This window comes from Streptomyces musisoli (genome assembly GCF_016741855.1).
Lineage (GTDB): Bacteria > Actinomycetota > Actinomycetes > Streptomycetales > Streptomycetaceae > Streptomyces > Streptomyces musisoli.
Genome location: NZ_JAERRH010000021.1, coordinates 59544 through 82388, shown reverse-complemented (window position 1 = coordinate 82388; position 22845 = coordinate 59544). Strand labels below are relative to the sequence as shown.

The 22845-nt window shown below is 71.5% G+C and carries 22 protein-coding genes and 1 pseudogene; 13 read left to right on the top strand and 10 right to left on the bottom strand.

Annotated features, from left to right (window positions below; translation table 11 throughout):
• Nucleotides 1–67: 67 nt before the first annotated feature.
• Nucleotides 68–544, bottom strand: coding sequence for an SseB family protein (locus JK361_RS34370; RefSeq protein WP_201825884.1), 477 nt, complete (start codon nucleotides 542–544; stop codon nucleotides 68–70).
• A gap of 400 nt (nucleotides 545–944) precedes the next feature.
• Here JK361_RS34370 and JK361_RS34365 point away from each other — a divergent pair, with 400 nt between their 5' ends.
• The 3 genes from JK361_RS34365 to JK361_RS34355 all read left to right on the top strand — a co-directional run bounded on the left by JK361_RS34365 (nucleotide 945) and on the right by JK361_RS34355 (nucleotide 4526).
• Nucleotides 945–2771 carry an acyl-CoA dehydrogenase gene (locus JK361_RS34365; RefSeq protein WP_201825927.1) on the top strand — a complete coding sequence of 609 codons (1827 nt, stop codon included), beginning with the start codon at nucleotides 945–947 and terminating at the stop codon, nucleotides 2769–2771.
• An 84-nt stretch (nucleotides 2772–2855) separates the two neighbouring features.
• Nucleotides 2856–4205, top strand: coding sequence for a M18 family aminopeptidase (locus JK361_RS34360; protein ID WP_201825882.1), 1350 nt, complete (start codon nucleotides 2856–2858; stop codon nucleotides 4203–4205).
• 66 nt (nucleotides 4206–4271) lie between these two features.
• Nucleotides 4272–4526, top strand: coding sequence for a DUF6458 family protein (locus JK361_RS34355; protein ID WP_201825880.1), 255 nt, complete (start codon nucleotides 4272–4274; stop codon nucleotides 4524–4526).
• 211 nt (nucleotides 4527–4737) lie between these two features.
• On the opposite strand, the gene JK361_RS34350 is transcribed toward JK361_RS34355, so the two are convergent.
• On the bottom strand, nucleotides 4738–5151 hold the full coding sequence (locus JK361_RS34350) for a cupin domain-containing protein (protein ID WP_372448769.1): 414 nt from the start codon (nucleotides 5149–5151) through the stop codon (nucleotides 4738–4740).
• A gap of 52 nt (nucleotides 5152–5203) precedes the next feature.
• On the opposite strand from JK361_RS34350, the gene JK361_RS34345 reads away from it, so the two are divergent.
• Together JK361_RS34345 and JK361_RS34340 are read left to right on the top strand one after the other, a co-directional pair.
• Nucleotides 5204–6169 (top strand): helix-turn-helix domain-containing protein, encoded by a 966-nt coding sequence (locus JK361_RS34345; RefSeq protein ID WP_201825879.1) that lies wholly within the window; start codon nucleotides 5204–5206, stop codon nucleotides 6167–6169.
• A 94-nt stretch (nucleotides 6170–6263) separates the two neighbouring features.
• Nucleotides 6264–6758, top strand: a complete 495-nt coding sequence (locus JK361_RS34340; protein ID WP_201825877.1) for an LURP-one-related/scramblase family protein — start codon at nucleotides 6264–6266, stop codon at nucleotides 6756–6758.
• A gap of 102 nt (nucleotides 6759–6860) precedes the next feature.
• On the opposite strand, the gene JK361_RS34335 is transcribed toward JK361_RS34340, so the two are convergent.
• Nucleotides 6861–7685 (bottom strand): carbon-nitrogen family hydrolase, encoded by an 825-nt coding sequence (locus tag JK361_RS34335; protein WP_201825876.1) that lies wholly within the window; start codon nucleotides 7683–7685, stop codon nucleotides 6861–6863.
• 181 nt (nucleotides 7686–7866) lie between these two features.
• Between JK361_RS34335 and JK361_RS34330 the strand changes: the two genes are divergently transcribed.
• The gene (locus JK361_RS34330; protein WP_201825874.1) at nucleotides 7867–8691 is read left to right on the top strand and encodes a maleylpyruvate isomerase family mycothiol-dependent enzyme; all 825 of its coding nucleotides are present in this window, start codon (nucleotides 7867–7869) and stop codon (nucleotides 8689–8691) included.
• Nucleotides 8692–8830: 139 nt separating this feature from the next.
• Here JK361_RS34330 and JK361_RS34325 read toward each other — a convergent pair whose 3' ends face one another.
• Nucleotides 8831–10141: an MFS transporter gene (locus JK361_RS34325; RefSeq protein ID WP_201825873.1), complete on the bottom strand. Its 1311-nt coding sequence runs from the start codon at nucleotides 10139–10141 to the stop codon at nucleotides 8831–8833.
• Nucleotides 10138–10812: a GntR family transcriptional regulator gene (locus tag JK361_RS34320; RefSeq protein WP_201825871.1), complete on the bottom strand. Its 675-nt coding sequence runs from the start codon at nucleotides 10810–10812 to the stop codon at nucleotides 10138–10140. The genes JK361_RS34325 and JK361_RS34320 overlap by 4 nt, the downstream gene beginning before the upstream one ends.
• 197 nt (nucleotides 10813–11009) lie before the next feature.
• Here JK361_RS34320 and JK361_RS34315 point away from each other — a divergent pair, with 197 nt between their 5' ends.
• The 5 genes from JK361_RS34315 (at nucleotide 11010) to JK361_RS34295 (ending at nucleotide 14368) form a co-directional block, all read left to right on the top strand.
• Nucleotides 11010–11912 (top strand): D-alanyl-D-alanine carboxypeptidase family protein, encoded by a 903-nt coding sequence (locus tag JK361_RS34315; RefSeq protein ID WP_201825870.1) that lies wholly within the window; start codon nucleotides 11010–11012, stop codon nucleotides 11910–11912.
• A gap of 100 nt (nucleotides 11913–12012) precedes the next feature.
• Entirely contained in the window at nucleotides 12013–12360 is a 348-nt protein-coding gene (locus tag JK361_RS34310; RefSeq protein ID WP_201825868.1) for a GntR family transcriptional regulator, read from the top strand.
• Entirely contained in the window at nucleotides 12357–13343 is a 987-nt protein-coding gene (locus JK361_RS34305; RefSeq protein ID WP_201825866.1) for a DUF1648 domain-containing protein, read from the top strand. Before JK361_RS34310 ends, JK361_RS34305 begins: the two co-directional genes overlap by 4 nt.
• Nucleotides 13344–13367: 24 nt before the next feature.
• Entirely contained in the window at nucleotides 13368–13919 is a 552-nt protein-coding gene (locus tag JK361_RS34300; protein WP_307787385.1) for an RNA polymerase sigma factor, read from the top strand.
• Nucleotides 13916–14368 carry a hypothetical protein gene (locus JK361_RS34295; protein WP_201825864.1) on the top strand — a complete coding sequence of 151 codons (453 nt, stop codon included), beginning with the start codon at nucleotides 13916–13918 and terminating at the stop codon, nucleotides 14366–14368. The genes JK361_RS34300 and JK361_RS34295 overlap by 4 nt, the downstream gene beginning before the upstream one ends.
• Here JK361_RS34295 and JK361_RS34290 read toward each other — a convergent pair.
• The 4 genes from JK361_RS34290 to pdhA form a co-directional block, all read right to left on the bottom strand.
• Nucleotides 14365–15267, bottom strand: coding sequence for an alpha/beta fold hydrolase (locus JK361_RS34290; RefSeq protein WP_201825863.1), 903 nt, complete (start codon nucleotides 15265–15267; stop codon nucleotides 14365–14367). The genes JK361_RS34295 and JK361_RS34290 overlap by 4 nt on opposite strands.
• A gap of 248 nt (nucleotides 15268–15515) precedes the next feature.
• Nucleotides 15516–16928, bottom strand: coding sequence for a dihydrolipoamide acetyltransferase family protein (locus JK361_RS34285; RefSeq protein ID WP_201825861.1), 1413 nt, complete (start codon nucleotides 16926–16928; stop codon nucleotides 15516–15518).
• 10 nt (nucleotides 16929–16938) lie between these two features.
• Nucleotides 16939–17916: an alpha-ketoacid dehydrogenase subunit beta gene (locus tag JK361_RS34280; RefSeq protein WP_201825859.1), complete on the bottom strand. Its 978-nt coding sequence runs from the start codon at nucleotides 17914–17916 to the stop codon at nucleotides 16939–16941.
• 1 nt (nucleotide 17917) lies between these two features.
• Entirely contained in the window at nucleotides 17918–19105 is a 1188-nt protein-coding gene (gene pdhA, locus JK361_RS34275; protein ID WP_201825857.1) for a pyruvate dehydrogenase (acetyl-transferring) E1 component subunit alpha, read from the bottom strand.
• Nucleotides 19106–19426: 321 nt separating this feature from the next.
• Here pdhA and JK361_RS34270 point away from each other — a divergent pair.
• A pseudogene (locus JK361_RS34270) lies at nucleotides 19427–19797 on the top strand (response regulator transcription factor).
• Between the two features lie 102 nt (nucleotides 19798–19899).
• Entirely contained in the window at nucleotides 19900–20916 is a 1017-nt protein-coding gene (locus JK361_RS34265) for a phosphotransferase (protein ID WP_201825855.1), read from the top strand.
• A 72-nt stretch (nucleotides 20917–20988) separates the two neighbouring features.
• On the opposite strand, the gene JK361_RS34260 is transcribed toward JK361_RS34265, so the two are convergent.
• Complete coding sequence (locus JK361_RS34260) at nucleotides 20989–22638, bottom strand: protein kinase domain-containing protein (protein ID WP_201825853.1); 1650 nt, start codon at nucleotides 22636–22638, stop codon at nucleotides 20989–20991.
• Nucleotides 22639–22845 lie beyond the last annotated feature (207 nt).

Below are 22845 nucleotides of genomic sequence, written 5' to 3'. Positions count from 1 at the left end.
ACGCCGGAACAGTAGGCGTCGGGGGCACGCCGGAACAGCAGGGCACCCCGGCGGCGGGTGGGACGGTTCAGCCGCCGTACATCCGGCGCATCGCGAAGTCGACCATCTGCTCGACCGCCTTCGCGTCGAACACCATCCGGTGCTCGCCCTCCATGTCCAGGACGAAGCCGTACCCGGTCGGCAGCAGGTCGATCACCTCGGCGCCGGTGATGACGAAGTACTTGGACTCCTTGCCCGCGTACCGGCGCAGCTCCTTGAGCGAGGTGAACATCGGGATCACCGGCTGCTGGGTGTTGTGCAGGGCGAGGAAGCCGGGGGTGTCGCCGCGCGGGCAGTAGACCTTCGAGGTGGCGAAGATCTGCTGGAAGTCCTCGGCGGCCATCTGGCCCGTGGTGAAGGCACGCACCGCGTCGGCGAGGGAGGGCGGGGACGGCTCCGGGTAGAGCGGCGGCTGCTGGCCGTACCCGCCGACGCCGCCCGCCATCTGCTGCTGCGGCGTGGCGTACTGCTGCTGCGCACCCACGTTCTGGTCGTAGCCGTACATGGGCGCAAGCGTACCGAGAGCGGTGCGCCGCGCGGGGGCCGGGGAAATTTATGCGGCGGGCGAACCGGAAGGGGGGCGGTGCCCGCATCGGCCACGGCGGCCGGCGGCCGCTCGGCACGCCGGAGCACTGGAACCGGTGGAGCGCACCTGGCCTGACCGCCGACCTGCGGATCAGCACGCCCGGCCGGCGGGGATACCGGGCGGTCACCTTCCCCTTGCCGAACGGCCGGACGGGTGAGCGAACCTGGTCACGGGTACGCAGGAGTAGACCCTTCTCACACTTGGTCCGGCGGGGGTTGCTTCTTATTACCGACGGGTAGCATCATCGTAGCTACTTGTTGGTACGTGAACTAGGTGCGAGGAGCCAGTGCCTCGCCGATCCCTCTACGGAGCCGTCGCCATGGGGCACTACAAGTCGAATCTGCGCGACATCGAGTTCAACCTCTTCGAAGTACTGGGGCGCGACAAGGTGTACGGCACCGGCCCGTTCGAGGAGATGGACGTCGACACCGCCAAGAGCGTCCTGGAGGAGCTGACCCGCCTCTCCGAGAACGAGCTGGCCGAGTCGTTCGCCGACGCCGACCGCAACCCGCCCGTCTTCGACCCGGAGACCAACACCGCGCCGGTGCCCGAGTCCTTCAAGAAGAGCTACCAGGCCTTCATGGACTCCGAGTACTGGCGTCTGGGGCTGCCCGAGGAGATCGGCGGCACCACCTCCCCCCGCTCCCTGATCTGGGCCTACGCCGAGCTGATCCTGGGCGCCAACCCGGCCGTGTGGATGTACTCCTCCGGCCCGGCGTTCGCCGGCATCCTCTTCGAGGAGGGCAACGAGGTCCAGAAGCACATCGCCAAGGTCGCCACCGAGAAGCAGTGGGGCTCCACCATGGTGCTCACCGAGCCCGACGCGGGCTCGGACGTCGGCGCCGGCCGCACCAAGGCGGTCCAGCAGGAGGACGGCTCCTGGCACATCGAGGGCGTGAAGCGCTTCATCACCTCGGGTGAGCACGACATGTCGGAGAACATCCTCCACTACGTGCTCGCGCGCCCCGAGGGCGCCGGCCCCGGCACCAAGGGCCTGTCCCTCTTCCTCGTCCCGAAGTACCTCTTCGACTTCGAGACCGGCGAGCTGGGCGAGCGCAACGGCGTCTACGCCACCAACGTCGAGCACAAGATGGGCCTCAAGGCCTCCAACACCTGCGAGATGACCTTCGGCGACCAGCACCCCGCCAAGGGCTGGCTGATCGGCGACAAGCACGACGGCATCCGCCAGATGTTCCGCATCATCGAGTTCGCCCGCATGATGGTCGGCACGAAGGCGATCTCCACGCTCTCCACCGGCTACCTGAACGCGCTGGAGTACGCCAAGGAGCGCGTGCAGGGCCCGGACCTGGCCAACTTCATGGACAAGACCGCGCCCAAGGTCACCATCACGCACCACCCCGACGTGCGCCGCTCGCTGATGACGCAGAAGGCGTACGCGGAGGGCATGCGCGCCCTCGTGCTGCACACCGCCTCCATCCAGGACGCCATCCAGATCAAGGAGGCGAACGGCGAGGACGCCTCCGCCGAGGAGGCGCTGAACGACCTGCTCCTGCCCATCGTCAAGGGCTACGGCTCCGAGAAGGGCTACGAGCAGCTCGCCCAGTCGCTCCAGACCTTCGGCGGCTCCGGCTTCCTCCAGGAGTACCCGATCGAGCAGTACATCCGGGACTCCAAGATCGACACCCTGTACGAGGGCACCACGGCGATCCAGGGCCAGGACTTCTTCTTCCGGAAGATCGTCCGTAACCAGGGCGCCGCGCTGAACTCCCTCGCCGAGGACATCAAGAAGTTCCTTGCCCTCGGCACCGGCGGCGAGGAGCTGGCCGGCGCCCGTGAGCACCTGGCCAAGGCGGCCGTGGAGCTGGAGGCGATCGTCGGCCTCATGCTGACCGACCTCGCCGCCACCGAGCAGGACACCAAGAACATCTACAAGGTGGGCCTGAACACCACCCGCCTGCTCATGGCCTCCGGTGACGTCGTCGTCGGCTACCTGCTCCTGCGGGGTGCCGCGATCGCCGCCGAGAAGCTGGCCACCGCCTCGGCGAAGGACAAGGCGTTCTACACCGGCAAGATCGCCGCGGCGAAGTTCTTCGCGGCGAACGTCCTGCCGGGCGTCACCCTGGCCCGCAAGATCGCCTCCGGCGTCGAGCTGGACCTCATGGAACTGGACGAGGCCGCGTTCTAGACGTTCCGGACGTCCGCGTCGATTCCTCGCACGGGCCCGCTCCTTTCCGGGAGCGGGCCCGTGCACGTCGTTAAGGTGAATCCCATGAGCGCACCCTCCCGCCCGTCACCCGCCGCCACCCCTCCAGCGAGCGCTTCGCGCCCCCCTTTCGCTTTCGACCGCGGCCACACCGACGATCTGATGTCCTTCCTCGCGGCGAGCCCGTCGCCGTACCACGCCGTGGCGAACACCGCCGAGCGGCTGGAGAAGGCCGGGTTCCGGCAGGTGGCGGAGACGGACGCCTGGGACGGGTCGCACGGCGGCCGGTACGTGCTGCGCGGCGGCGCGATCGTGGCCTGGTACGTGCCCGAGGGTGCCGAGCGGCACACGCCGTTCCACATCATCGGCGCACACACCGACTCGCCGAACCTGCGGGTCAAGCCGCGCCCGGACAGCGGGGCGCACGGCTGGCGCCAGGTCGCCGTGGAGATCTACGGCGGCCCGCTGCTCAACTCGTGGCTGGACCGGGACCTCGGCCTGGCCGGCCGGCTGACCCTGCGCGACGGCACCTCGGTCCTGGTCGACGTCGACCGGCCACTGCTGCGGGTTCCGCAGCTCGCCATCCACCTGGACCGTTCGGTCGGCGCCGAGGGGCTCAAGCTCGACAAGCAGCGGCATCTCCAGCCGGTGTGGGGCCTCGGCAACGATGTGCTGGAGGGCGATCTCATCGCCTTCCTGGAGCAGGAGGCCGACCTGGCCGCGGGCTCGGTGGCCGGCTGGGACCTGATGGTGCACCCGGTGGAGCCGCCGGCCTACCTCGGCCGGGACCGGGAGCTGGTCGCCGGTCCGCGCATGGACAACCTGCTGTCCGTACACGCGGGTGCCGCCGCCCTCGCCGCCGTGGCGACCTCCGGCACCCCGCTCACCCGCATCCCCGTGCTGGCCGCCTTCGACCACGAGGAGAACGGCTCCCAGTCCGACACCGGCGCGGACGGCCCGCTGCTCGGCACGGTGCTGGAGCGCTCGGTGTTCGCGCGCGGCGGTTCGCCCGAGGACCGGGCCCGCGCCTTCGCCGGCACGGTCTGTCTGTCCTCCGACACGGGCCACGCCGTGCACCCCAACTACGCCGAACGGCACGACCCGACGCACCACCCCCGGGTCAACGGCGGTCCGATCCTCAAGGTCAACGTCAACAACCGCTACGCCACGGACGGTTCGGGCCGCGCACTGTTCGCCGCGGCCTGCGAGAAGGCGAACGTGCCCTTCCAGAGCTTCGTCTCGAACAACTCCATGCCGTGCGGCACCACCATCGGACCGATCACCGCGGCCCGGCACGGCATCCGCACGGTCGACATCGGCGTGGCGATCCTCTCCATGCACAGTGCCCGCGAACTGTGCGGCGCCGACGACCCGTTCCTGCTCGCGAACGCCCTGGCGGCCTTCCTGGAGGGCTAGTCGGGGCTTCGGCGGGTACCCGGACGGCACCGGAGATTCCGGAACCGTAAGGGGAGGCGAAGTCTCATGGGTCTCGGCGGATGCATCATCCTCATCGCCGTGGGGGCCATCCTGACGTTCGCGACCGACTGGCACATGCACGGTGTGAACCTCACCGTCGTCGGCCTGATCCTGATGGCCGTGGGCCTGATCGGCGTGGCGACGTTCAGCGGAATCGCCCGACGCCGCCGTGTGGTGGTGCCCCCGGCGACCCCGGTCGTCGAGGAGGAACCGCACCACCACCACCGCGTCGACGGCTACTCCGACGGCTACGGCGTCTGAGGCGCCGCCTCCTGCTCGTCCATGCCCGCCAGGACGAGCGGCAGGCGGTCCCTGCCGGCCTCGGTGAGACGGACCGGGACGCCCCGGTCCTGCTGGTGGACGTGGCAGACGGGCTGCTCTCCCCCGCTCCCTAGCCCTCGAGCGGCACCCCTGGCACATCGGGAAGTTCGCCGGGCGCCCACCCGGGGTACCGCCGGATCCCGGCGGCCCGTCAGGAGAGCGCGTGGCCCGTGGTCGCGTCCACGTGGTCGGGTACCTCCTCGTGCCGGTCGCCGACGCTCAGGGTGCCGGTCGGCTCGAAGACCAGGATCTCGGTGGGCACGGGCGCGTACGGCTTGTGTTCGGTGCCGCGCGGGACCGTGAAGACCGAGCCCCTGGGCAGCACCACCGTGCGCTCGCCGGCCGGCTCGCGCAGGCCGATGTGCAGTTCACCGGTGAGGACCAGGAAGAACTCGTCGGTGTGCTCGTGGGTGTGCCAGAGGTGCTCGCCCTCCACCTTCGCCACGCGGACGTCGTAGTCGTTGACCGTGGTGACGATGCGGGGGCTCCACCGCTCGGAGAAGGAGGCGAGGGCCTGGTCGAGGGAGACGGGTGCCGTGCGTTCCATGCGTTCCATGCGTTCCATGCCCTCATCGTGCGGGTGGCCGCGCCCTCCGCACGAGTGCTAGAAATCGCATATGCCGCAACGATCCTCTCACCGTGTCGTGCTGATGGTCGACGACAACTCCAACCCCTTCGAGATGGGCTGTGCCATCGAGGTCTTCGGGCTCGAACGGCCCGAGCTGGAGCGGGAGCTGTACGACTTCCGGCTGTGCGCGGCCGGCCCCGAGACCCGGATGCGGGACGGCTTCTTCACGCTCACCGGGGTCGCCGGGCTGGAGGCCGCCGAGTCGGCCGACACGCTGATCGTGCCGAACCGGCCCGACACCGAGGCACCCCGCTCCGAACGCGTGCTGGACGTCATCCGGCGGGCACACGCGCGTGGCGCCCGGCTCGTCGGCTTCTGCTCGGGCGCCTTCACCCTCGCGGAGGCCGGGCTGCTGGACGGGCGCCGCGCGGCCTGCCACTGGATGTGGGCGGACGCCTTCCGGGCCCGTTTCCCCCAGGTGGGCCTCGAACCGGACGTGCTCTTCGTGGACGACGGCGACATCCTCACCGCCTCCGGCAGCGCCTCCGCGCTCGACCTCGGCCTGCACCTCGTGCGCCGGGACCACGGCGCGGAGATCGCCAACCATGTCTCCCGGCGCCTCGTCTTCGCCGCGCACCGCGACGGCGGACAGCGGCAGTTCGTGGAGCGGCCGGTGCCCGAGGTGCCGGACGAGTCCCTCGGACCGCTGCTGGTCTGGGCGCAGGAACGGCTGGGCGAGCCGCTGGCGGTGGCCGACCTGGCGGCCCGCGCGGCGGTCAGCGCCGCCACGCTCCACCGCCGCTTCCGCAGCCAGCTGGGTACGACCCCGCTGGCCTGGCTCACCGGGGAGCGCGTGGCGCTGGCGTGCCGGCTGATCGAGCGGGGCGAGGAGCGACTGGACGTCGTGGCCGCCCGCAGCGGCCTGGGCACGGCGGCCAACCTGAGGGCCCGGCTGCGGCGGGAGACGGGGCTGAGCCCGTCGGCGTACCGCAAGCGGTTCGGAGCGACGCCCTGACCTGCCGGGCCGGACATGCCCCGCAGGTCGTGCCGTGATGCCCGATTGCGGTCGTTCCGTGAGGATCGGCGGGTGCCGGGGAAGCATGATCCGTATGAGATTCCTCGTACGCGACCGGATCCTCGGCATCGGTGACGACTGGTGGATCGAGGACGAGCACGGCCGGAAGGTGTTCCTCGTCGACGGCAAGGCGATGCGCCTGCGGGACACCTTCGAGCTGAAGGACGCCCAGGGGCGGGTGCTGATCGACATCCACCAGAAGATGTTCGCCCTGCGCGACACCATGGTGATCGAGCGGGACGGCGAGGCCCTGGCCCGGATCAAGCGCAAGCGGCTGTCCCTGCTGCGCAACCACTACCGGGTCTCCCTGGTGGACGGCACCGACCTGGACGTCAGCGGCAAGATCATGGACCGCGAGTTCGCCGTCGAGTACGACGGCGAACTCCTCGCGGTGATCTCCCGCCGCTGGCTGACCGTCCGCGACACGTACGGCGTCGACGTCGTACGTGAGGACGCCGACCCGGCACTGCTGATCGCGGTGGCCGTGTGCGTGATCCACCTCGCCGAGAAGGAGGGGGAGGAGGACTGAGCAGGGGGCCGGCGGGGAGGCCGAGGGGTGCGGTGCCGGGGAGCCCTGGCAGGACCGGGGTCTTTCGTCCGGATCGGCCCGGCATGACCCGGACGGCAGGACTTAACCCCGGTGCCGGGGTGGCTCCAGGCCCAGGACCCGGTCCTTCAGCGCCGGGAACTGCTCGCGGGTCGCGGCCACCCTCGCCGGGTCGATGTCGACCGTGAGGACCTCTTCGCCGGGGCCGGCCTGCGCGAGCACCTCGCCCCACGGATCCACCACGATCGAGTGACCCGCCTGCGGAACTCCGGCGTGGGTCCCGGCCGTTCCACACGCGAGCACGAACGCCTGGTTCTCCACCGCCCGCGCCTGGGCCAGCAGCGTCCAGTGCGCGCGTCGCCGCTCGGGCCAGCCCGCCGGGATCACCAGCGTCTCGGCGCCGGCGTCGACCAGTCCACGGAAGAGTTCGGGGAAACGGAGGTCGTAGCAGGTGGCCACGCCGAGCGTGGTCCCGGGCAGCCGGACCGTCACCAGGTCCCGGCCCGCTCCCATCAGCACGGCCTCGCCCTTGTCGAAGCCGAAGCGGTGGATCTTGCGATAGACCGCGGCCAGTTCGCCGGAGGGGGAGAAGACGAGAGACGTGTTGTAGAGGGTGCCGTCGCCCGCGGCGGAGCCGCTGCCGGACGCCGCCCGCTCGGGGATGGAGCCGGCGTGCAGCCACACGCCCGCGTCGCTCGCCGCCTTGGCCATCGTCTCGTACGTGGGTCCTTCGAGCGGCTCGGCCTCGCTGCCGAACTCCTCGTAGGCGAAGGCGCCCGTGGTCCACAGTTCGGGCAGCACGACGAGGTCGGCCCCGCTCTGCTCCCGTACCAGCGCGGCCACGCGCCGCCGCCGGGAGTCGACCGGTTCACCCTGGTCCACGTCGATCTGGATCAGCGAGGCGCGCACACTACCACCGTCCTGGCATTCGAGCCGTCCATCACGGGCCTACGATCGTCACACGAAAGCACTGCCGGGGTGCCTTTCAGCAGCGTAACTTAGCCTCTCAAGACACCCGCCGAAGTGCAGCCGCCGCCCGCTGGCCATGCCGCCACAACCTGCCCGTGTACCGACCGAGGGGTCCCGTTCCGTGAGTCTGCATCCCACCCTCCAGCCCTACGCCGACGCCTGGACGCTCTCCATCGAAGCGATATCCGAGATGGTGCAGCCGCTTGTCGAGGGCGAGTGGAACCGGCGGACCCCCTGCCCCGGCTGGTCGGTCCGGGACATCGTGTCCCATGTCATCGGTATGGACTGCGAGATGCTCGGCGACCCGCGTCCCATCCACGCCCTGCCGCGCGACCTGTTCCACGTCGCCACCGAGCACCAGCGCTACATGGAGATGCAGGTGGACGTCCGCCGCCACCACACGGCGCCGGAGATGACGGCCGAGCTGGAGTACACGGTCATCCGGCGCAACCGCCAGCTGCGCAACGAGTCCCGGGACCCCGGCACCCTGGTGCGCGGGCCGCTGAGCACCGAGATCACCCTGGAACAGGCCTACCGGGCGCGCGCGTTCGACGTCTGGGTGCACGAGCAGGACCTGCGCGCGGCCCTCGGCCGGCCCGGCAACCTGGACTCGCCGGGCGCGCACATCACCCGGGACGTCCTGCTGGAGGCCCTGCCCAAGGTCGTCGCGCACGACGCGGGGGCGCCGCGCAGCTCGGCCGTCGTGTTCGACGTGCACGGCCCGATCGAGTTCCTGCGCACCGTCCGCGTCGACATCCAGGGCCGCGGCAGCGTGGAGACCGCCCCCGCCCTCGGCCCCGCCGCCACCCTCGTGCTGGACTGGGAGACCTACGTCCGCCTGGCCTGCGGCCGGGTCGGCCCCGAGGCGGTGGCGGACCGGATCAAGACGGAGGGCGACCAGGACCTGGCCGCGGCGATCCTGCGCAACTTCGCAGTGACCCCGTAACGACCCCGGTAGCCCCCCCGCCGGAGAGCCACCGCCGGCGGCCGCGGAAGGGCAGTCGCCGGCGGCGGGGAGCCACGGTGGTCGTCCGCCCTCCCGGCCCACCGGGCACGGGTGGCGCGCGGGTGGGCCAGGGACCCGCTCAGGCCGCGGGCACGTGCACCGTCTCCACCCGGCTGGCGACCAGCCGCTCGCGCTCCCGCCGAGCCGCCCGCCCCCGCAGCCGCAGGATCTGGCTGACACCGAGCGCCTGGAGGACGAACACCGACGAGAAGGCCACGGTGTAGTCGTCCCCGGTCGCGTCCAGCAGCACACCGATCGCGAACAGCGTGGTCATGGAGGCGATGAACCCGCCCATGTTGGTGATGCCGGACGCCGTGCCCTGACGCTCGGGCGGGTTGGCCGGCCGGGCGAAGTCGAAGCCGAGCATCGACGCTGGCCCGCACGCGCCGAGCACGGCACACAGCACGACCAGGAGCCACATCGGCGCACGCTCCCCGGGGTAGGCCAGCGTCGCCGCCCACAGCAGCGCGGTGGCACCCACCGTGCCCAGCGCCAGCGGCAGCCGCGCCGCATGGTGCCGGGCCACGATCTGGCCGTAGACCAGGCCGATCACCATGTTGGACAGGACGACCAGGGTGAGCAGTTCACCGGCCGTGGCACGGCTGAGCCCCTGCGCCTCGACCAGGAACGGCAGACCCCACAGCAGCAGGAACACCATCGCCGGGAACTGGGTGGTGAAGTGCACCCACAGCCCCAGCCGGGTGCCCGGCTCCCGCCAGGCCGTGGCGATCTGCCGGCGGACGTAGGCCGCGCCCCGGTGCGGGGACGGCTCCGGCTCCTGCCCCTCGGGGTGGTCCTTCAGGAACAGCAGGGTCAGGACCAGGACGACGGCACCCGCCACCGCGCTGCCCGCGAACGCCGGGGTCCACCCGATGCCGTGCAGCAGCCGGGCCAGGACCAGGGTGGAGACCAGGTTGCCGGCCATGCCGACCAGACCCGCGAGCTGCGCGACCAGCGGGCCGCGCCGGGCCGGGAACCAGCGCGTGCCGAGCCGTAGCACGCTGATGAAGGTCATCGCGTCGCCGCAGCCCAGCAGCGCCCGGGAGGCGAGCGCGGTGCCGTACGTGGGGGAGAAGGCGAACCCCACCTGTCCGGCGGTGAACAGCACCGCACCGATGCTCAGCACCTTCTTGGTGCCGAGGCGGTCGACCAGCAGGCCGACGGGTATCTGCATCCCCGCGTAGACCAGCAGCTGGAGGATGGAGAACGTCGACAGGGCCGAGGCGTTGACGTGGAAGCGGTCGGCCGCGTCGAGGCCGGCCACCCCCAGCGACGTACGGAAGATGACGGCGACGAAGTAGACGGCCACGCCTATGGACCACACGGCGACGGCCCGGCGTCCGCCCGGAGGGTCACCCGGAAGGGTGGCGTTGCGCGTGGGAGCGCTCATCGGACCTCACCCCGGGCGAGGTGCGAGAACCAGCCCACGTGCCGGTGCACGACCCCGACGGCCGCCTCCGCGTCCCCGGCGCGCAGCGCTTCCAGGATCTCCTCGTGCTCGGCGAGCGTCTTGGCGATCCGGTCGGGGTGGGAGTGCATGACGGCGACGCCCATCCGCAGCTGACGGTCACGGAGCTGGTCGTAGAGCCGGGAGAGGATCTCGTTGCCGCCGCTGCGGACGATCTCGGCGTGGAAGCAGCGGTCGGTGACCGCGGCGGCGGCCAGGTCACCCGCCGCGGCCTGCGCCTTCTGCTGCTCCAGCAGCTCGGCCAGCCGCTCCAGCAGGCCCGTCGGGGCGGGTACGGCCTTGCGGGCCGCGTGTTCCTCCACCAGCAGCCGGGTCTCCACCACATCGGCGATCTCCTGCGCGGAGACCGGCAGGACGAGGGCGCCCTTCTTCGGGTAGAGCCGGATGAGGCCCTCGGCCTCCAGCCGCAGCAGCGCCTCCCGCACGGGCGTGCGCGAGACCCCGACGGCCTCGGCCAGCTCGCCCTCGGTGAGCAGGGAGCCGCCCTCGTAGCGGCGGTCGAGCACCCCCTGCTTGACGTGGGCGTACACGCGGTCGGCGGCGGGGGGCGGCTTGAGGGACTGTGGGGCGGACTGCTCGACGGCCGTTTTCATGTCCACAGGATAGATACAACACGTACGCAAGTCGCCGGACCGTCCGCCATCCGGACCCGCACGGACGTGCCGGACCCTCTCGCCGCGACCGCACAACCTTCTGTGCTAGTTACGTGTCACACATGTGCGGCCCCCACCGCTCCTGTCTCAACTCGGCCGCACTTCAGGGTCATTCAAGACATTCGAGGTACATCACATTGATTACCGGCATCAAGGGCACCCGTCTCCGTCGAGCGGTCGCCGTGGCCGCCACCTCCGGCGCGCTGGTCGCGACCGGTGCCCTTACTGCAGCGCCCGCCCAGGCCGTCACCGCGCCCTCGATCGTGGCCAAGGGCGGGTACCTCATGAACAACGCCAACAGCTCGACGCTGTTCGGCAAGAACGCCGACACGCAGCTCTCCACCGGCTCCACCACCAAGATCATGACCGCCAAGGTCGTGCTCGCGCAGCCCAACCTCAACCTGGACTCCACGGTGGTGATCCAGAAGGCGTACAGCGACTACGTCGTCCGCAACAACGCCTCCCTGGCGCACCTGATCGTGGGCGACAAGGTGACCGTGCGTCAGCTGCTGTACGGCCTGATGCTGCCGTCGGGCTGCGACGCCGCCTACGCGCTCGCCGACAAGTTCGGCTCCGGCTCCACGCGTGACGCACGGGTGAAGAACTTCATCGGCAAGATGAACACCGCCGCCAAGAACCTGGGCCTGACGCACACCCACTTCGATTCCTTCGACGGCATCGGCAACGGCAACAACTACTCGACGCCGCGCGACCTGACGAAGATCGCCAGCAGCGCGATGAAGAACTCCACGTTCCGCACGGTCGTCAAGACGAAGTCGTACACCGCCAAGACGAAGACCAAGTCGGGCGGCACCCGCACGATGGCCCCGTGGAAGAACACCAACGGGCTCCTCGGCAGCTACAGCGGCACCATCGGCGTGAAGACCGGCTCCGGCCCGGAGGCCAAGTACTGCCTGGTCTTCGCCGCGACCCGGAACGGCAAGACCGTCATCGGCACCGTCCTCGCCTCCTCCTCCATCGCACAGCGCGAGGCGGACGCGAAGAAGATCATGAGCTACGGCTTCACCAAGCTCGGCTGACACCCCAGTACGGCCGAAGGGCCCGTCGCGCACAGCGGCGGGCCCTTTCTGCTGCGCCCGCACCCCGGATGACACGCATGGTGCTAGTGTCATTAGCACCATGCTGCTGCGTCTGGACACGACCGACACCCGCCCGCTGCACGAGCAGGTCGCCGCGGCGATCCGGCGGGCCATCGCCGAGGGCGAATGCCGCGCGGGCGACCGGCTGCCGGCGGCCCGCGATCTCTCCTCGGCTCTGGACATCAACGTCAACACCGTCCTGCGCGGTCTGCGCGAACTGCGGGACGAGGGTCTGCTGGAGTTCCGCCGGGGCCGGGGAATCACCGTCGCCGAGGGAGCGGCCCGGCGTTCCGGGCTGCAGATCAGGGTGCGGGAGCTGGTGGCGGAGGCCTCCCGGCTGGGCTACAGCCGGACCGATCTCATCGACATGATCCGGGGGTTGGCATGACGGGGAAGGACCTGGGGTCCACGCCCCACGGCCGTGCGGCACGCCGGTGGGCCATCGGCTCGACGGCGACCGTCACCGCCGTCATCGCCGGTCTGCCCTGGGCCGCGCACGACCGGCTCCCCGGCCGGCTGGCGACCCACTGGGGCGGCGGGGACACCCCCGACGGCTCGATGCCCCTGTGGGCGGCCTCCCTGTTCCCCGCCGGCGTCTGGCTGCTGGTCGCCCTCGCGGTGAGCGTCCGATGGCGCCGCTCCTGGCCCGCCGTACGCCCCTGGCGGGCGGTGGCCCTGGCGCCCACGGGGGCGGTGCTCGTCGGCGCGCAGGTGTCCGTCGTCCGGGCGAACCTCGACCACGCGGACTGGCACGAGGCCCGGCAGCCGGCCCTCGGGGCAGTGCTGCTCGTGGCCCTGGCGGCGGTCGCCGGCGTGACGGCCTGGCGGCTGACCACCCGGCCCACCGCCGCCCCGGCCGGCACCGCCCCCACGCTGGAGCTGCCCGAGGGCGAACGGCTGGTGTGGTTCTCCCGCACGGCCAACCCCTGGCTGCGCCTGCTGGCCGCGGTGACGGGCCTGATCGCCGCCGCCGCACTGGTGGCCCTGGCCGCCGGCCTGGCGGGCGGCGCCGGGCTGTGGCCGGTGTGCGCGGTCTGCGCGGTCACCTCGCTCGCGGGCGCCGCCTTCTCCTCGGTCCAGGCGAAGGTGTCGGAAGCCGGCCTGGAGGTGTCGTTCGGCCCGCTCGGCTGGCCCGCCCGCCGCTGGGCCCCGGCCGCGATCGAGTCCGCGCACGCCGAGCGACGCCTGCCGTCCCAGGTCGGCGGCTGGGGCTACCGCCTCAGCGGACTCGGCACGACGGTCATGCTCCGCGCCGGCGACTGCCTGGTCATACGCCCCCGGGGCCGGCGTGCCGACTTCGCGGTCAGCGTGGACGACGCCGAACGGGGCGCGGCCCTGCTGAACGCGCTCCGGACCCGGCGAACCGGCTGAACGGCGCCCGGCTAGGCTGACGCCGTGTGCGGCCAGGGGGAGGACGCGAGCCGCGCGGAGCCGTGGGAGACGGCCGCCGCGCTGGTCCGGGCCGCACAGGGCGGGGACGCCCTGGCCATGGACGAGCTGCTGGTACTGGTGAGCCCGTACGTGACCCGGCTGTGCCGCCCGATCGCCCCGCACGACGCCGCCGACGCCGTCCAGGAATCCCTGCTGGCCGTGTTCAAGGGCCTGCGCGGCCTGCGTGACCCGGTCGCCTTCTACGCCTGGGTGCGCACCGTCACCGTGCGCGAAGCGGTACGCGTCGCCCGCCGCACCGGTGCCGAGGAGCCGGCCGACCCCGCCGGCCTCGCCCGGCTCGGCGGACTGCGGGCGGACGCCGACGGCGACCTGCCGGCCGACGTCCGGGACGTCCTGGCCCGGCTGCCCGTCCGGCACCGCGCGGTCCTGGTGCTGCGCGAACTTGAGGGCCTGGACGAGGCAGCCGTCGCCGACCTCCTCGGGGTGTCTCAGGGCACGGTCAAGTCCCGGTTGCACCGGGCACGTTCCTCCTTCCGGAAAGCGTGGTCACGATGACTTCCGATCCCGTACGGCGGCTTCGGGTACTGGCCGCGGGCCTGCACGCCGGGATGTACGCCGAGGAGCACCTCCCCCTGCCGTACGAGCGGGTGTGGCCGGTCGCCGCCGACCTCCGAGACGAGCTGCCCCATCTCGTCCCCTTCCTCCGCGAGTTCCGGGTGCCGCCCGGAGACGCCGACCGCAAGGAGGCGCTCGCGGTGGGCCGTTCGGGCCTGACGGAGGCCTTCGAGGTAAGGCTCTCCCCTGGCTGGTGCCTGATGCAGTCCCGGCTGGTGGTGGGCGGCATGGCGGCCGTGCCGGAGGCCGGCGGCACCCGCTTCGCCGTCCTGGGCGCCACCCGCCCGGCCGCCCTCCGCCCCGCCCAGTGGCTCTACGGCCGCCTGCTCGGCGAACGGCGCGGTCGGGCGTTCGTACGCCGGGTCGCCGAGCGGGCCGCGCTGCGTTAGACCTCCTCGGCGAAGTGCTCTCGGATCGCCTCGGCCACCGCCTCGGGCCGTTCCTGCGGCAGGTGGTGCCCGGCTCCCGGCACCAGTCGCACGCTCAGCTCGTCGGCGTACCGCTCCGCCCCCGCCAGCAGGGACGGTGCGATCACGCTGTCCCGCTCCCCGCCGAGCAGCAGCGTCGGCACGGTGAGCCGGTGCCGCCGCCAGGTGCCGCGGAACAGGCCGGGTATGTCACGCAGCACGTACTGCCAGAACATCGCCTGCCCCGCGGCGGCGCTCGCCGAGGTCGCTGACGCGTACTCGTCGATCTCGGCCTTCGTCCACACGGCCGGGTCCGCGACCTGGTGCCGCAGCAGGAAGCGGGTGAACCCGGGCCAGTGGCGCAGCACGGCCCGCCCCAGTACCGGGTACTCGACGAACGCCGTGTACCACAGGCGCCACAGGTTGGGCAGGACCGCCCGGTGCCGGGGCCAGTGGTGGGACATGTTGAGCGCGACGTATCCGGTGAACCGCTCCGGCGCCCGCAGGCACAGCCGGAAGCCCAGGAAGGCCCCCCAGTCGTGCCCGACCAGTCCGACCGGGCCGCCGATGCCCAGCGCGTCCAGCAGGGCGAGGACGTCGTCCGCCAGGCCGTCCATGTCGTACCCGCGCCGGGTGGCCCCGGACCAGCCGAAGCCCCGCAGGTCCGGGCAGAGCAGCCGGTACTCGCCGGACAGCTGCCGGGCGACCTTGTGCCAGGCGTACCAGTGCTGCGGGAAGCCGTGCAGCATCAGCAGCGGGGTGCCGGTGCCGCCGTACTCGGCGAGGTGCAGCTCGGTGCCGCGGATCCCGACTCTGCGGTGCGCGGCGCCCGCGTCCTCGGGCATGGGCCGGTCGGACACGACCACGGTGTGCGGTGCCATGCATGACCCCTCTCGGGCCGGTGCGGTCCCCCGTCGGGTCCGCTTCGCCGGGCCAGGAGTCGCGGCGGGCGCGAAAGGTTCCCTCCTTTCGCCCACGAGCCTCGGGGCGCGCATGTCTGAATCCGCTCGCGGGGCGGGGCTCCGGTGTGCGTGCTCCGCCAGTTCTGAGCGAAACGAGAGAGAGGGGGCGGTCGCAATCCGGAGTTGCGACCGGCACCCTCGTCTCGGACGTCACTCGACCACGGCTGTCACGCCCAGGTGATCAGCCTCTTCGGCTGCTCCAGGACCGCCGCGACGTCGGCCAGCACCTTCGAGCCCAGCTCGCCGTCGACCAGGCGGTGGTCGAAGCTCAGGGCCAGGGTGGTCACCTGGCGCGGCTTCACCTTCCCCTTGTGGACCCACGGCTGGAGCTTGATCGCGCCGACCGCGAGGATCGCCGACTCCCCCGGGTTGAGGATCGGGGTGCCCGTGTCGACGCCGAAGACGCCGACGTTGGTGATGGTCACCGTGCCGCCCTGCATCGCGGCGGGCGAGGTCTTGCCCTCGCGGGCCGTCGCCACCAGTTCGCCCAGCGCCTCCGCCAGCTGCGGGAGCGTCTTGTCGTGCGCGTCCTTGATGTTCGGGACGATCAGGCCGCGGGGAGTGGCCGCCGCGATGCCCAGGTTGACGTAGTGCTTGAGCACGATCTCCTGGTTGGCCTCGTCCCAGGCGGCGTTGATGTCCGGGTTGCGCTTGATGGCGACCAGCAGGGCCTTGGCGATCAGCAGGAGCGGGTTGACCCGCAGGCCCTGCATGTCCTTGTCCTGCTTCAGCTCCTCGACCAGCTTCATCGTGCGGGTCACGTCCACCGTCACGAACTCGGTGACGTGCGGCGCCGTGAAGGCCGAACCGATCATCGCCTGCGCGGTGGCCTTGCGGACGCCCTTGACCGGGACGCGGGTCTCGCGCGCGCCGTCGTACGCCGCCGCGGGCGCGGCGGCCACGGGGGCGGCGGCCGGGGCGGCCGCGGGGACCGGCTCGGCGGCCTGCGGTGCGGCCGCCGCGTGGACGTCCTCACGGGTGATGATGCCGTCCGGGCCGGACGGGATGATCACGGCCAGGTCGACGCCGAGGTCCTTGGCCAGCTTGCGCACGGGGGGCTTGGCCAGCGGGCGGGACTTCTCGGTGACCGCGCCGCCGTGGCCGTTCAGCTCCGCCTGGATCGCCTGTGCCGGCGCCGGGACGGTCACCTCGGGGCCCTTGCGGGGGCGGCGCTTGGTGGAGGAGGTCGCCACGCCGTAACCGACGAGGACCGGCTGGCGGCCCTCCGGCTTGGCCTCGTCCTGCGGCTGGGCGGACGCGGCCTGCGGCTGGGCGGGCTCCGCCTGGGGCTGCTCGGCGGGCGCCTCCGGCGCGGCACCGCCGGCCACGGCCACCGCGATGATGGACGTGCCCACGTCCACCGTGGTGCCCTCGGGGAAGTGCAGTGCGTGCACCACGCCGTCGTAGGGGATGGGGAGTTCCACCGCCGCCTTGGCGGTCTCCACCTCGCAGACCACCTGGCCGTCGGTGACCGTGTCACCCGGCTGGACGTACCACTTGAGGATCTCGGCCTCGGTGAGTCCCTCGCCCACGTCGGGCATCTTGAACTCGCGTACGGACGCTTCCGTCATCGTCGTCACGAACCTCTCCTCAGTACGCCAGCGAGCGGTCGACGGCGTCGAGCACGCGGTCCAGGTCAGGCAGGTACTCCTCCTCCAGGCGGGCCGGCGGGTACGGGGCGTGGTAGCCGCCGACCCGCAGGACCGGTGCCTCCAGGTGGTAGAAGCAGCGCTCGGTGATCCGCGCGGCGATCTCCGCACCGGAGCCGAAGAACACCGGTGCCTCGTGCACCACGACGAGGCGGCGGGTCTTCTCCACCGAGGCCTGGACGGCGTCGAAGTCGAGGGGGCTGACCGAGCGCAGGTCCAGGACCTCCAGGGACTTGCCCTCCTCGGCCGCCGCGGCGGCCGCCTCCTGACAGAGCTTCACCATCGGGCCGTAGGCCGCCAGGGTGAGGTCGGTGCCCTCGCGGACCACGCGCGCCTTGTGCAGCGGGGCCGGGATCGCCTCGAAGTCGACCTCGGCCTTGTCCCAGTAGCGCCGCTTGGGCTCGAAGTAGATCACCGGGTCGTCGCTCTGGATGGCCTGCTGCATCATCCAGTAGGCGTCGGAGGCGTTGGACGGGCTGACGATCTTCAGGCCGGCCACGTGCGCGAACAGCGCCTCGGGGGACTCGGAGTGGTGCTCGACCGCACCGATGCCGCCGCCGTAGGGGATGCGGACGACGACCGGAAGCTTGACCTTGCCCAGGGAGCGGGCGTGCATCTTGGCGAGCTGGGTGACGATCTGGTCGTAGGCCGGGAAGACGAAGCCGTCGAACTGGATCTCCACCACCGGGCGGTAGCCGCGCAGGGCCAGTCCGATGGCGGTGCCGACGATGCCGGACTCCGCGAGCGGGGTGTCGATGACCCGGCTCTCGCCGAAGTCCTTCTGCAGGCCGTCCGTCACACGGAAGACACCACCGAGCTTGCCGACGTCCTCACCCATGACGAGGACCTTGGGGTCGGCGTCCAGGGCACGGCGCAGCGACTCGTTGATGGCCTTGGCCATCGCCATCTTCTCGGCCATCTCAGTGACCCCCTTCATCGGCGAACGACGCCTGGTAGGCGGCGAACTGGGCGCGCTCCTCGTCGACGAGCGCGTGCCCGTCCGCGTACGCGTTCTCGAAGATGGCGAAGTGGTCCGGGTCGGGCATGGCGCGGACCGCTTCGCGCACTCGCTTGCCCAACGCTTCGGACTCCGTCTCGAGTTCCGCGAAGAACGCGTCGTCCGCGTGGTTCGAGGCCTCCAGGTACCGGCGGAGTCGCAGGATCGGGTCCTTCGCCTCCCATGCCTGCCGCTCCTCGTCGCCCCGGTAGCGGGTCGGGTCGTCGGAGGTGGTGTGGGCGCCCATGCGGTAGGTGTACGCCTCGACCAGGGTGGGGCCCTCGCCGGCCCGGGCGCGCTCCAGCGCCCACTTGGTGACCGCCAGGCAGGCCAGCACGTCGTTGCCGTCGACCCGGACGCCGGGGAAGCCGAAGCCCTGCGCGCGCTGGTAGAGCGGGACGCGGGTCTGGCGCTCGGTCGGCTCGGAGATCGCCCACTGGTTGTTCTGGCAGAAGAACACCACGGGGGCGTTGTAGACCGCGGAGAAGGTGAACGATTCGGCGACGTCGCCCTGGCTGGAGGCGCCGTCACCGAAGTAGGCGATGACCGCGGAGTCGGCGCCGTCCTTGGTGATGCCCATCGCGTAGCCGGTGGCGTGCAGCGTCTGGGAGCCGATGACGATCGTGTACAGCTGGAAGTTGTTGCTGTTGGGGTCCCAGCCGCCGTTGTTCACGCCGCGGAACATGCCGAGCAGGTTGGTCGGGTCGACGCCGCGGCACCAGGCGACGCCGTGCTCGCGGTAGGTCGGGAAGACGTAGTCGTCCTCGCGGGTGGCCCGGCCGGAACCGATCTGGGCGGCCTCCTGGCCCAGCAGGGACGCCCACAGGCCCAGTTCGCCCTGGCGCTGCAGGGCGGTGGCCTCGGCGTCGAAGCGGCGGGTGAGCACCATGTCGCGGTACAGGCCGCGCAGCTCTTCGGGGGTGATGCCGGCGACGTAGGCGTCGTACTCGGCGTTCTTGACCCGCTTGCCCTCCGGGGTCAGGAGCTGCACGAGTTCGGGTTCGGTGCTCTTGCTGGCGGTACTGCGGGTGGTGCGCTTGGTGCCGGTGGTGCCGGCCTTGCCTGCGGCGCTGCGTCGCGGCTTGCGCGCGGCACTGCTCTCCACGGTCACGTGTGCTCCTCCGTCGTTCCGGCCCCCGGGGTTGCCGGTAGGCCAGTGCGGCTCACCTGTTTCGACCACCGGGCACGGGGTGGGTGCCACTCGGCCGGGAACAGGCGTGACAGGTGCCCCGGCGAGCGCCCTGCAACGATTACGTTACCCAGTGCCTCACATTTCTGTGAAACCCCGTTTGACCTGCGATTTTGCTTGGATTTCCAAGTAAATCGCGGTGAAGTCGAAGAGCGCTGGTCACAGCCTTGCGGCTGTCCGGAGCAACCGCACGTTATCCCGCGCACCCAGGTCACGGGAAGAGTTCCATGTGAGACCTACCTCGTGCTCGAAAACGGAAAAATACGGGTATTTCTGCTCGATGGCCACGAGGTCGCCCGTCGTGGCGCCCACGAGATGCTCTCCGTGGAGCCCGACATCGAGGTGGTCGGCGAGGCCGGCACGGCGGCGGACGCCCTGGCGCGCATTCCGGCCACCCGCCCCGATGTGGCGGTGCTCGACGTACGCCGGAACGCCGAATTCTCGAACTGATAGACGAAGGACTGACCAATCGCCAGATCGGCGGGCGGCTGCATCTCACAGAAAAGACGATCAAGAATTACGTCTCCGGACTGCTCGCCAGACCCAGAATGCGGCGGCGTTCTCAGGCGGCCGCCCATGTCGCCCGTATCCAGGCGGAAAAGCCCGCGCCATGACCGAAAGCGACCGTCGGCGACTGCCTGTGACAAGCCCCAGCTCACAGGGGCCGCGCGTGCCCTAACATCTGGCGCGTGCCGCGCTCATGTGTACCCCCCCTTGTGCCCCACGCGCCCCCTCTGGGCGCCCTGCTGCGCCTGTACGCCGCGGGTACCGCCCTCACCTGTGAGCCGGTCGACCAGGGGCTGCTCAACCGCGGCTACCGGCTGTGCACCACCCGCGGCCGCTATTTCCTCAAACACCATTTCGACCCCGACACCGCCGACCCGGCCGCCATCGAGCGCCGCCACCGAGCCACCCAGCGCCTGGCCGACCTCGGCGTCCCCGTCCCCCTGCCGCTCGCGCACCGCGAGGGCCGCACGGTCGCCGTCGTCGGAGGCCACGCCTACGCCCTGCACCCCTGGATCGACGGCAGGCACCGCCACGGCGGCCAGCTCACCCGCGGGGAGAGCGCACGCCTGGGGGCGCTCCTGGGCGCCGTACACGCCTGTCTGGAGCGCGTCATGCCGCCCAAGGGGCGCACGCGCCCGGCGACCGGTCCGCACCCCGTGGAGAGCGCCGACCCGGCCGACACCTTCGCCCTCATCGACGACCTGCTCGCTCACGTGCGCCGGCACCGCCCCGCCGACGCCTTCGACGAACTCGCCCGGCACCGGCTGCTGGAACGCCGCGCGCTCCTGGAACAGCACGCGGAGCGGCGCCCGCCACGCGGCGGCTCGGTGGGCTGGGTGCACGGCGACTTCCACCCGTTCAACCTGCTCTACAAGGACGACGCCCCGGCCGCCATCGTGGACTGGGACCGGCTCGGCGTGCAGCCGCGCGCGGAGGAGGCCGTACGGGCCGCCGTGATCTTCTTCGTACGGCCCGGCGGGACGCTGGACCTGCCGAAGGTGCGTGCCTACGCGCGCGCGTACCGGCGCGCGGCCGGCGCCACGCCCTCGGAGCTGGCGGCGGCCGTGCACCGGGTGTGGTGGGAGCGGCTGAACGACTTCTGGATGCTGCGCTGGCACTACGAGCGCGGTGACACGCGCGCGGACTGTCAGTTCCCGGCCGCGTCGGCGCTCGCGGTGTGGTGGACGCGCGAGTACGACGCGGTGTGCGACGCGTTCGTGCAGTGAGCCGGGACGGACCGGGACGAGGTCAGGTCAGGCCGGGTCGGGCCATGCCGTCCCGGCCGCCGTGGGGGTGCTTCAACCGGTGGTTTCGCCCGTGACGCCGTCCGTCGTGGTCCCGTCGGTGGTGGTGCCGCCCTCCGTGGTGGTGCCGTCGGTGGTGCCGCCGCCGTCGGTGGTCCCGTCGGTGGTGCCGTCGGTGGTGCCGCCACCCTCCGTGGTCCCGCCGTCCGTCGGGTCCGTCGGCTGCGACTGCGAGGGCTGCGGGTTCGACGGCTCGCCGCTCGGGGTGGACGGGGCCGACTGCGACTGGCTGTACGACGGCGGGGTCGCCGGCGGCCAGCCGGAGCCGGTGCCGGTGCCGGTGTCCGAGCTGCCGGTGTCCGTCTGGGTATCGGTGGGCTGACCGGTGTCGTCGTCGGACGGGCTCGGGGAGGGCGATTCGTGCTTCGTGCTCTTGGAGTGCGTCGTCGTCGGCTTGGTGTCGGTGCCGCTGCCGCCGGTGCCGCCCGTGTTCTTCAGCGCCAGCGCCACGCCCGCCGCGATCGCGATGACCGCGAGGACGGCGAGGATCCACAGCTTGCCGCGTCCGCTGCCCTTGTTTCCGTGCCCCTCGAAGCCGCCGTCGTCGCCGCTGCCGTAGCCCGCGGGCAGGATCGGCTGCGGGATCTGCGCGGTGCCGCCCCCGTTCATGGGGTGCGGCATGGCGGTCGTTCCGGCGAAGCCGCCCGCCGGGGTGTGCCGGCCGTCGTGCGCCTCGACCGGACCGGTGTTCCAGGTGCCGGTGTGGGCGCCCTGGTCGTACAGCATCTGCAGGCCGTACTGGACCAGGCCGCGCATCTCCTCGGCCGTCTGGAACCGGTCGTCGGGCTCCTTGGCGAGGGAGCGCATGACCAGGCCGTCCAGCTCGGGCGGGCACGTCCCCTCGACGACCTGCGACGGCGGCACCGGCATGTCCTGGACGTGCTGGTACACCACCGACAGCGGGGTCTCACCGGTGAACGGGGGCCGCAGCGCGAGGAGTTCGTACAGCAGGCAGCCGGTCGCGTACAGGTCGGAGCGGTGGTCGACGGCCTTGCCGAGCGCCTGCTCCGGGGAGAGGTACTGCGGGGTGCCCATGACCATGCCGGTCTGCGTCATCGTCGTGGACGCGCCGTGCAGGGCGCGGGCGATGCCGAAGTCCATCACCTTGACGGCACCGCTGTGGGTGATGATGACATTCGCCGGCTTGATGTCACGGTGGACGATGCCATGCTGGTGCGAGTAGGCGAGCGCCTCCAGCACGCCGGAGACGATGATGAGCGCCTGCTCGGGGCCCGGCGCCTCGGCGTTCAGCAGCAGGTCGCGGATGGTGCGGCCCTCGACCAGTTCCATGACGATGTACGGCACGGACTGGCCGCCCACCACGTCCTCGCCGGAGTCGTACACGGCGACGATCGCGTGGTGGTTGAGTCCTGCGACGGACTGTGCCTCGCGGGTGAAACGCGCCTTGGAGACCGGATCCTCGGCCAGGTCCGCGCGGAGCAGCTTGACGGCTACCGTGCGGCCCAGACGGACGTCCTCGGCCGCGAACACCTCGGCCATGCCGCCGCGGCCCAGCCGGTGCGTGAGCCGGTACCGACCGTCGCCGACGAGCCCGCCGTTGCCCCACAGCTCCGGCGAGTCTGACATGCCGCCGCCAGTCGCCTCGGGGTCGGACGGGCCCTGAGAGCGCTGCGTCTGTGCCATCAGTCCTCGCCGTCGTTTCTGCCCGCGGTGCGCGCGGTGTTGTCACGGTCTCCGTCGGCCACGCTACAGCCTCCGTGGGGGCCACCGGTTCGGAACGGCAACCGGGACCGACCCGAGACGGACCGGTCATGAAACCTGTAGCACGCGCTGTCGTGCAAATTCTGTGCGCCGGTCGTACGTCCCCTGTAACGCTTGCGCGACGCTTCT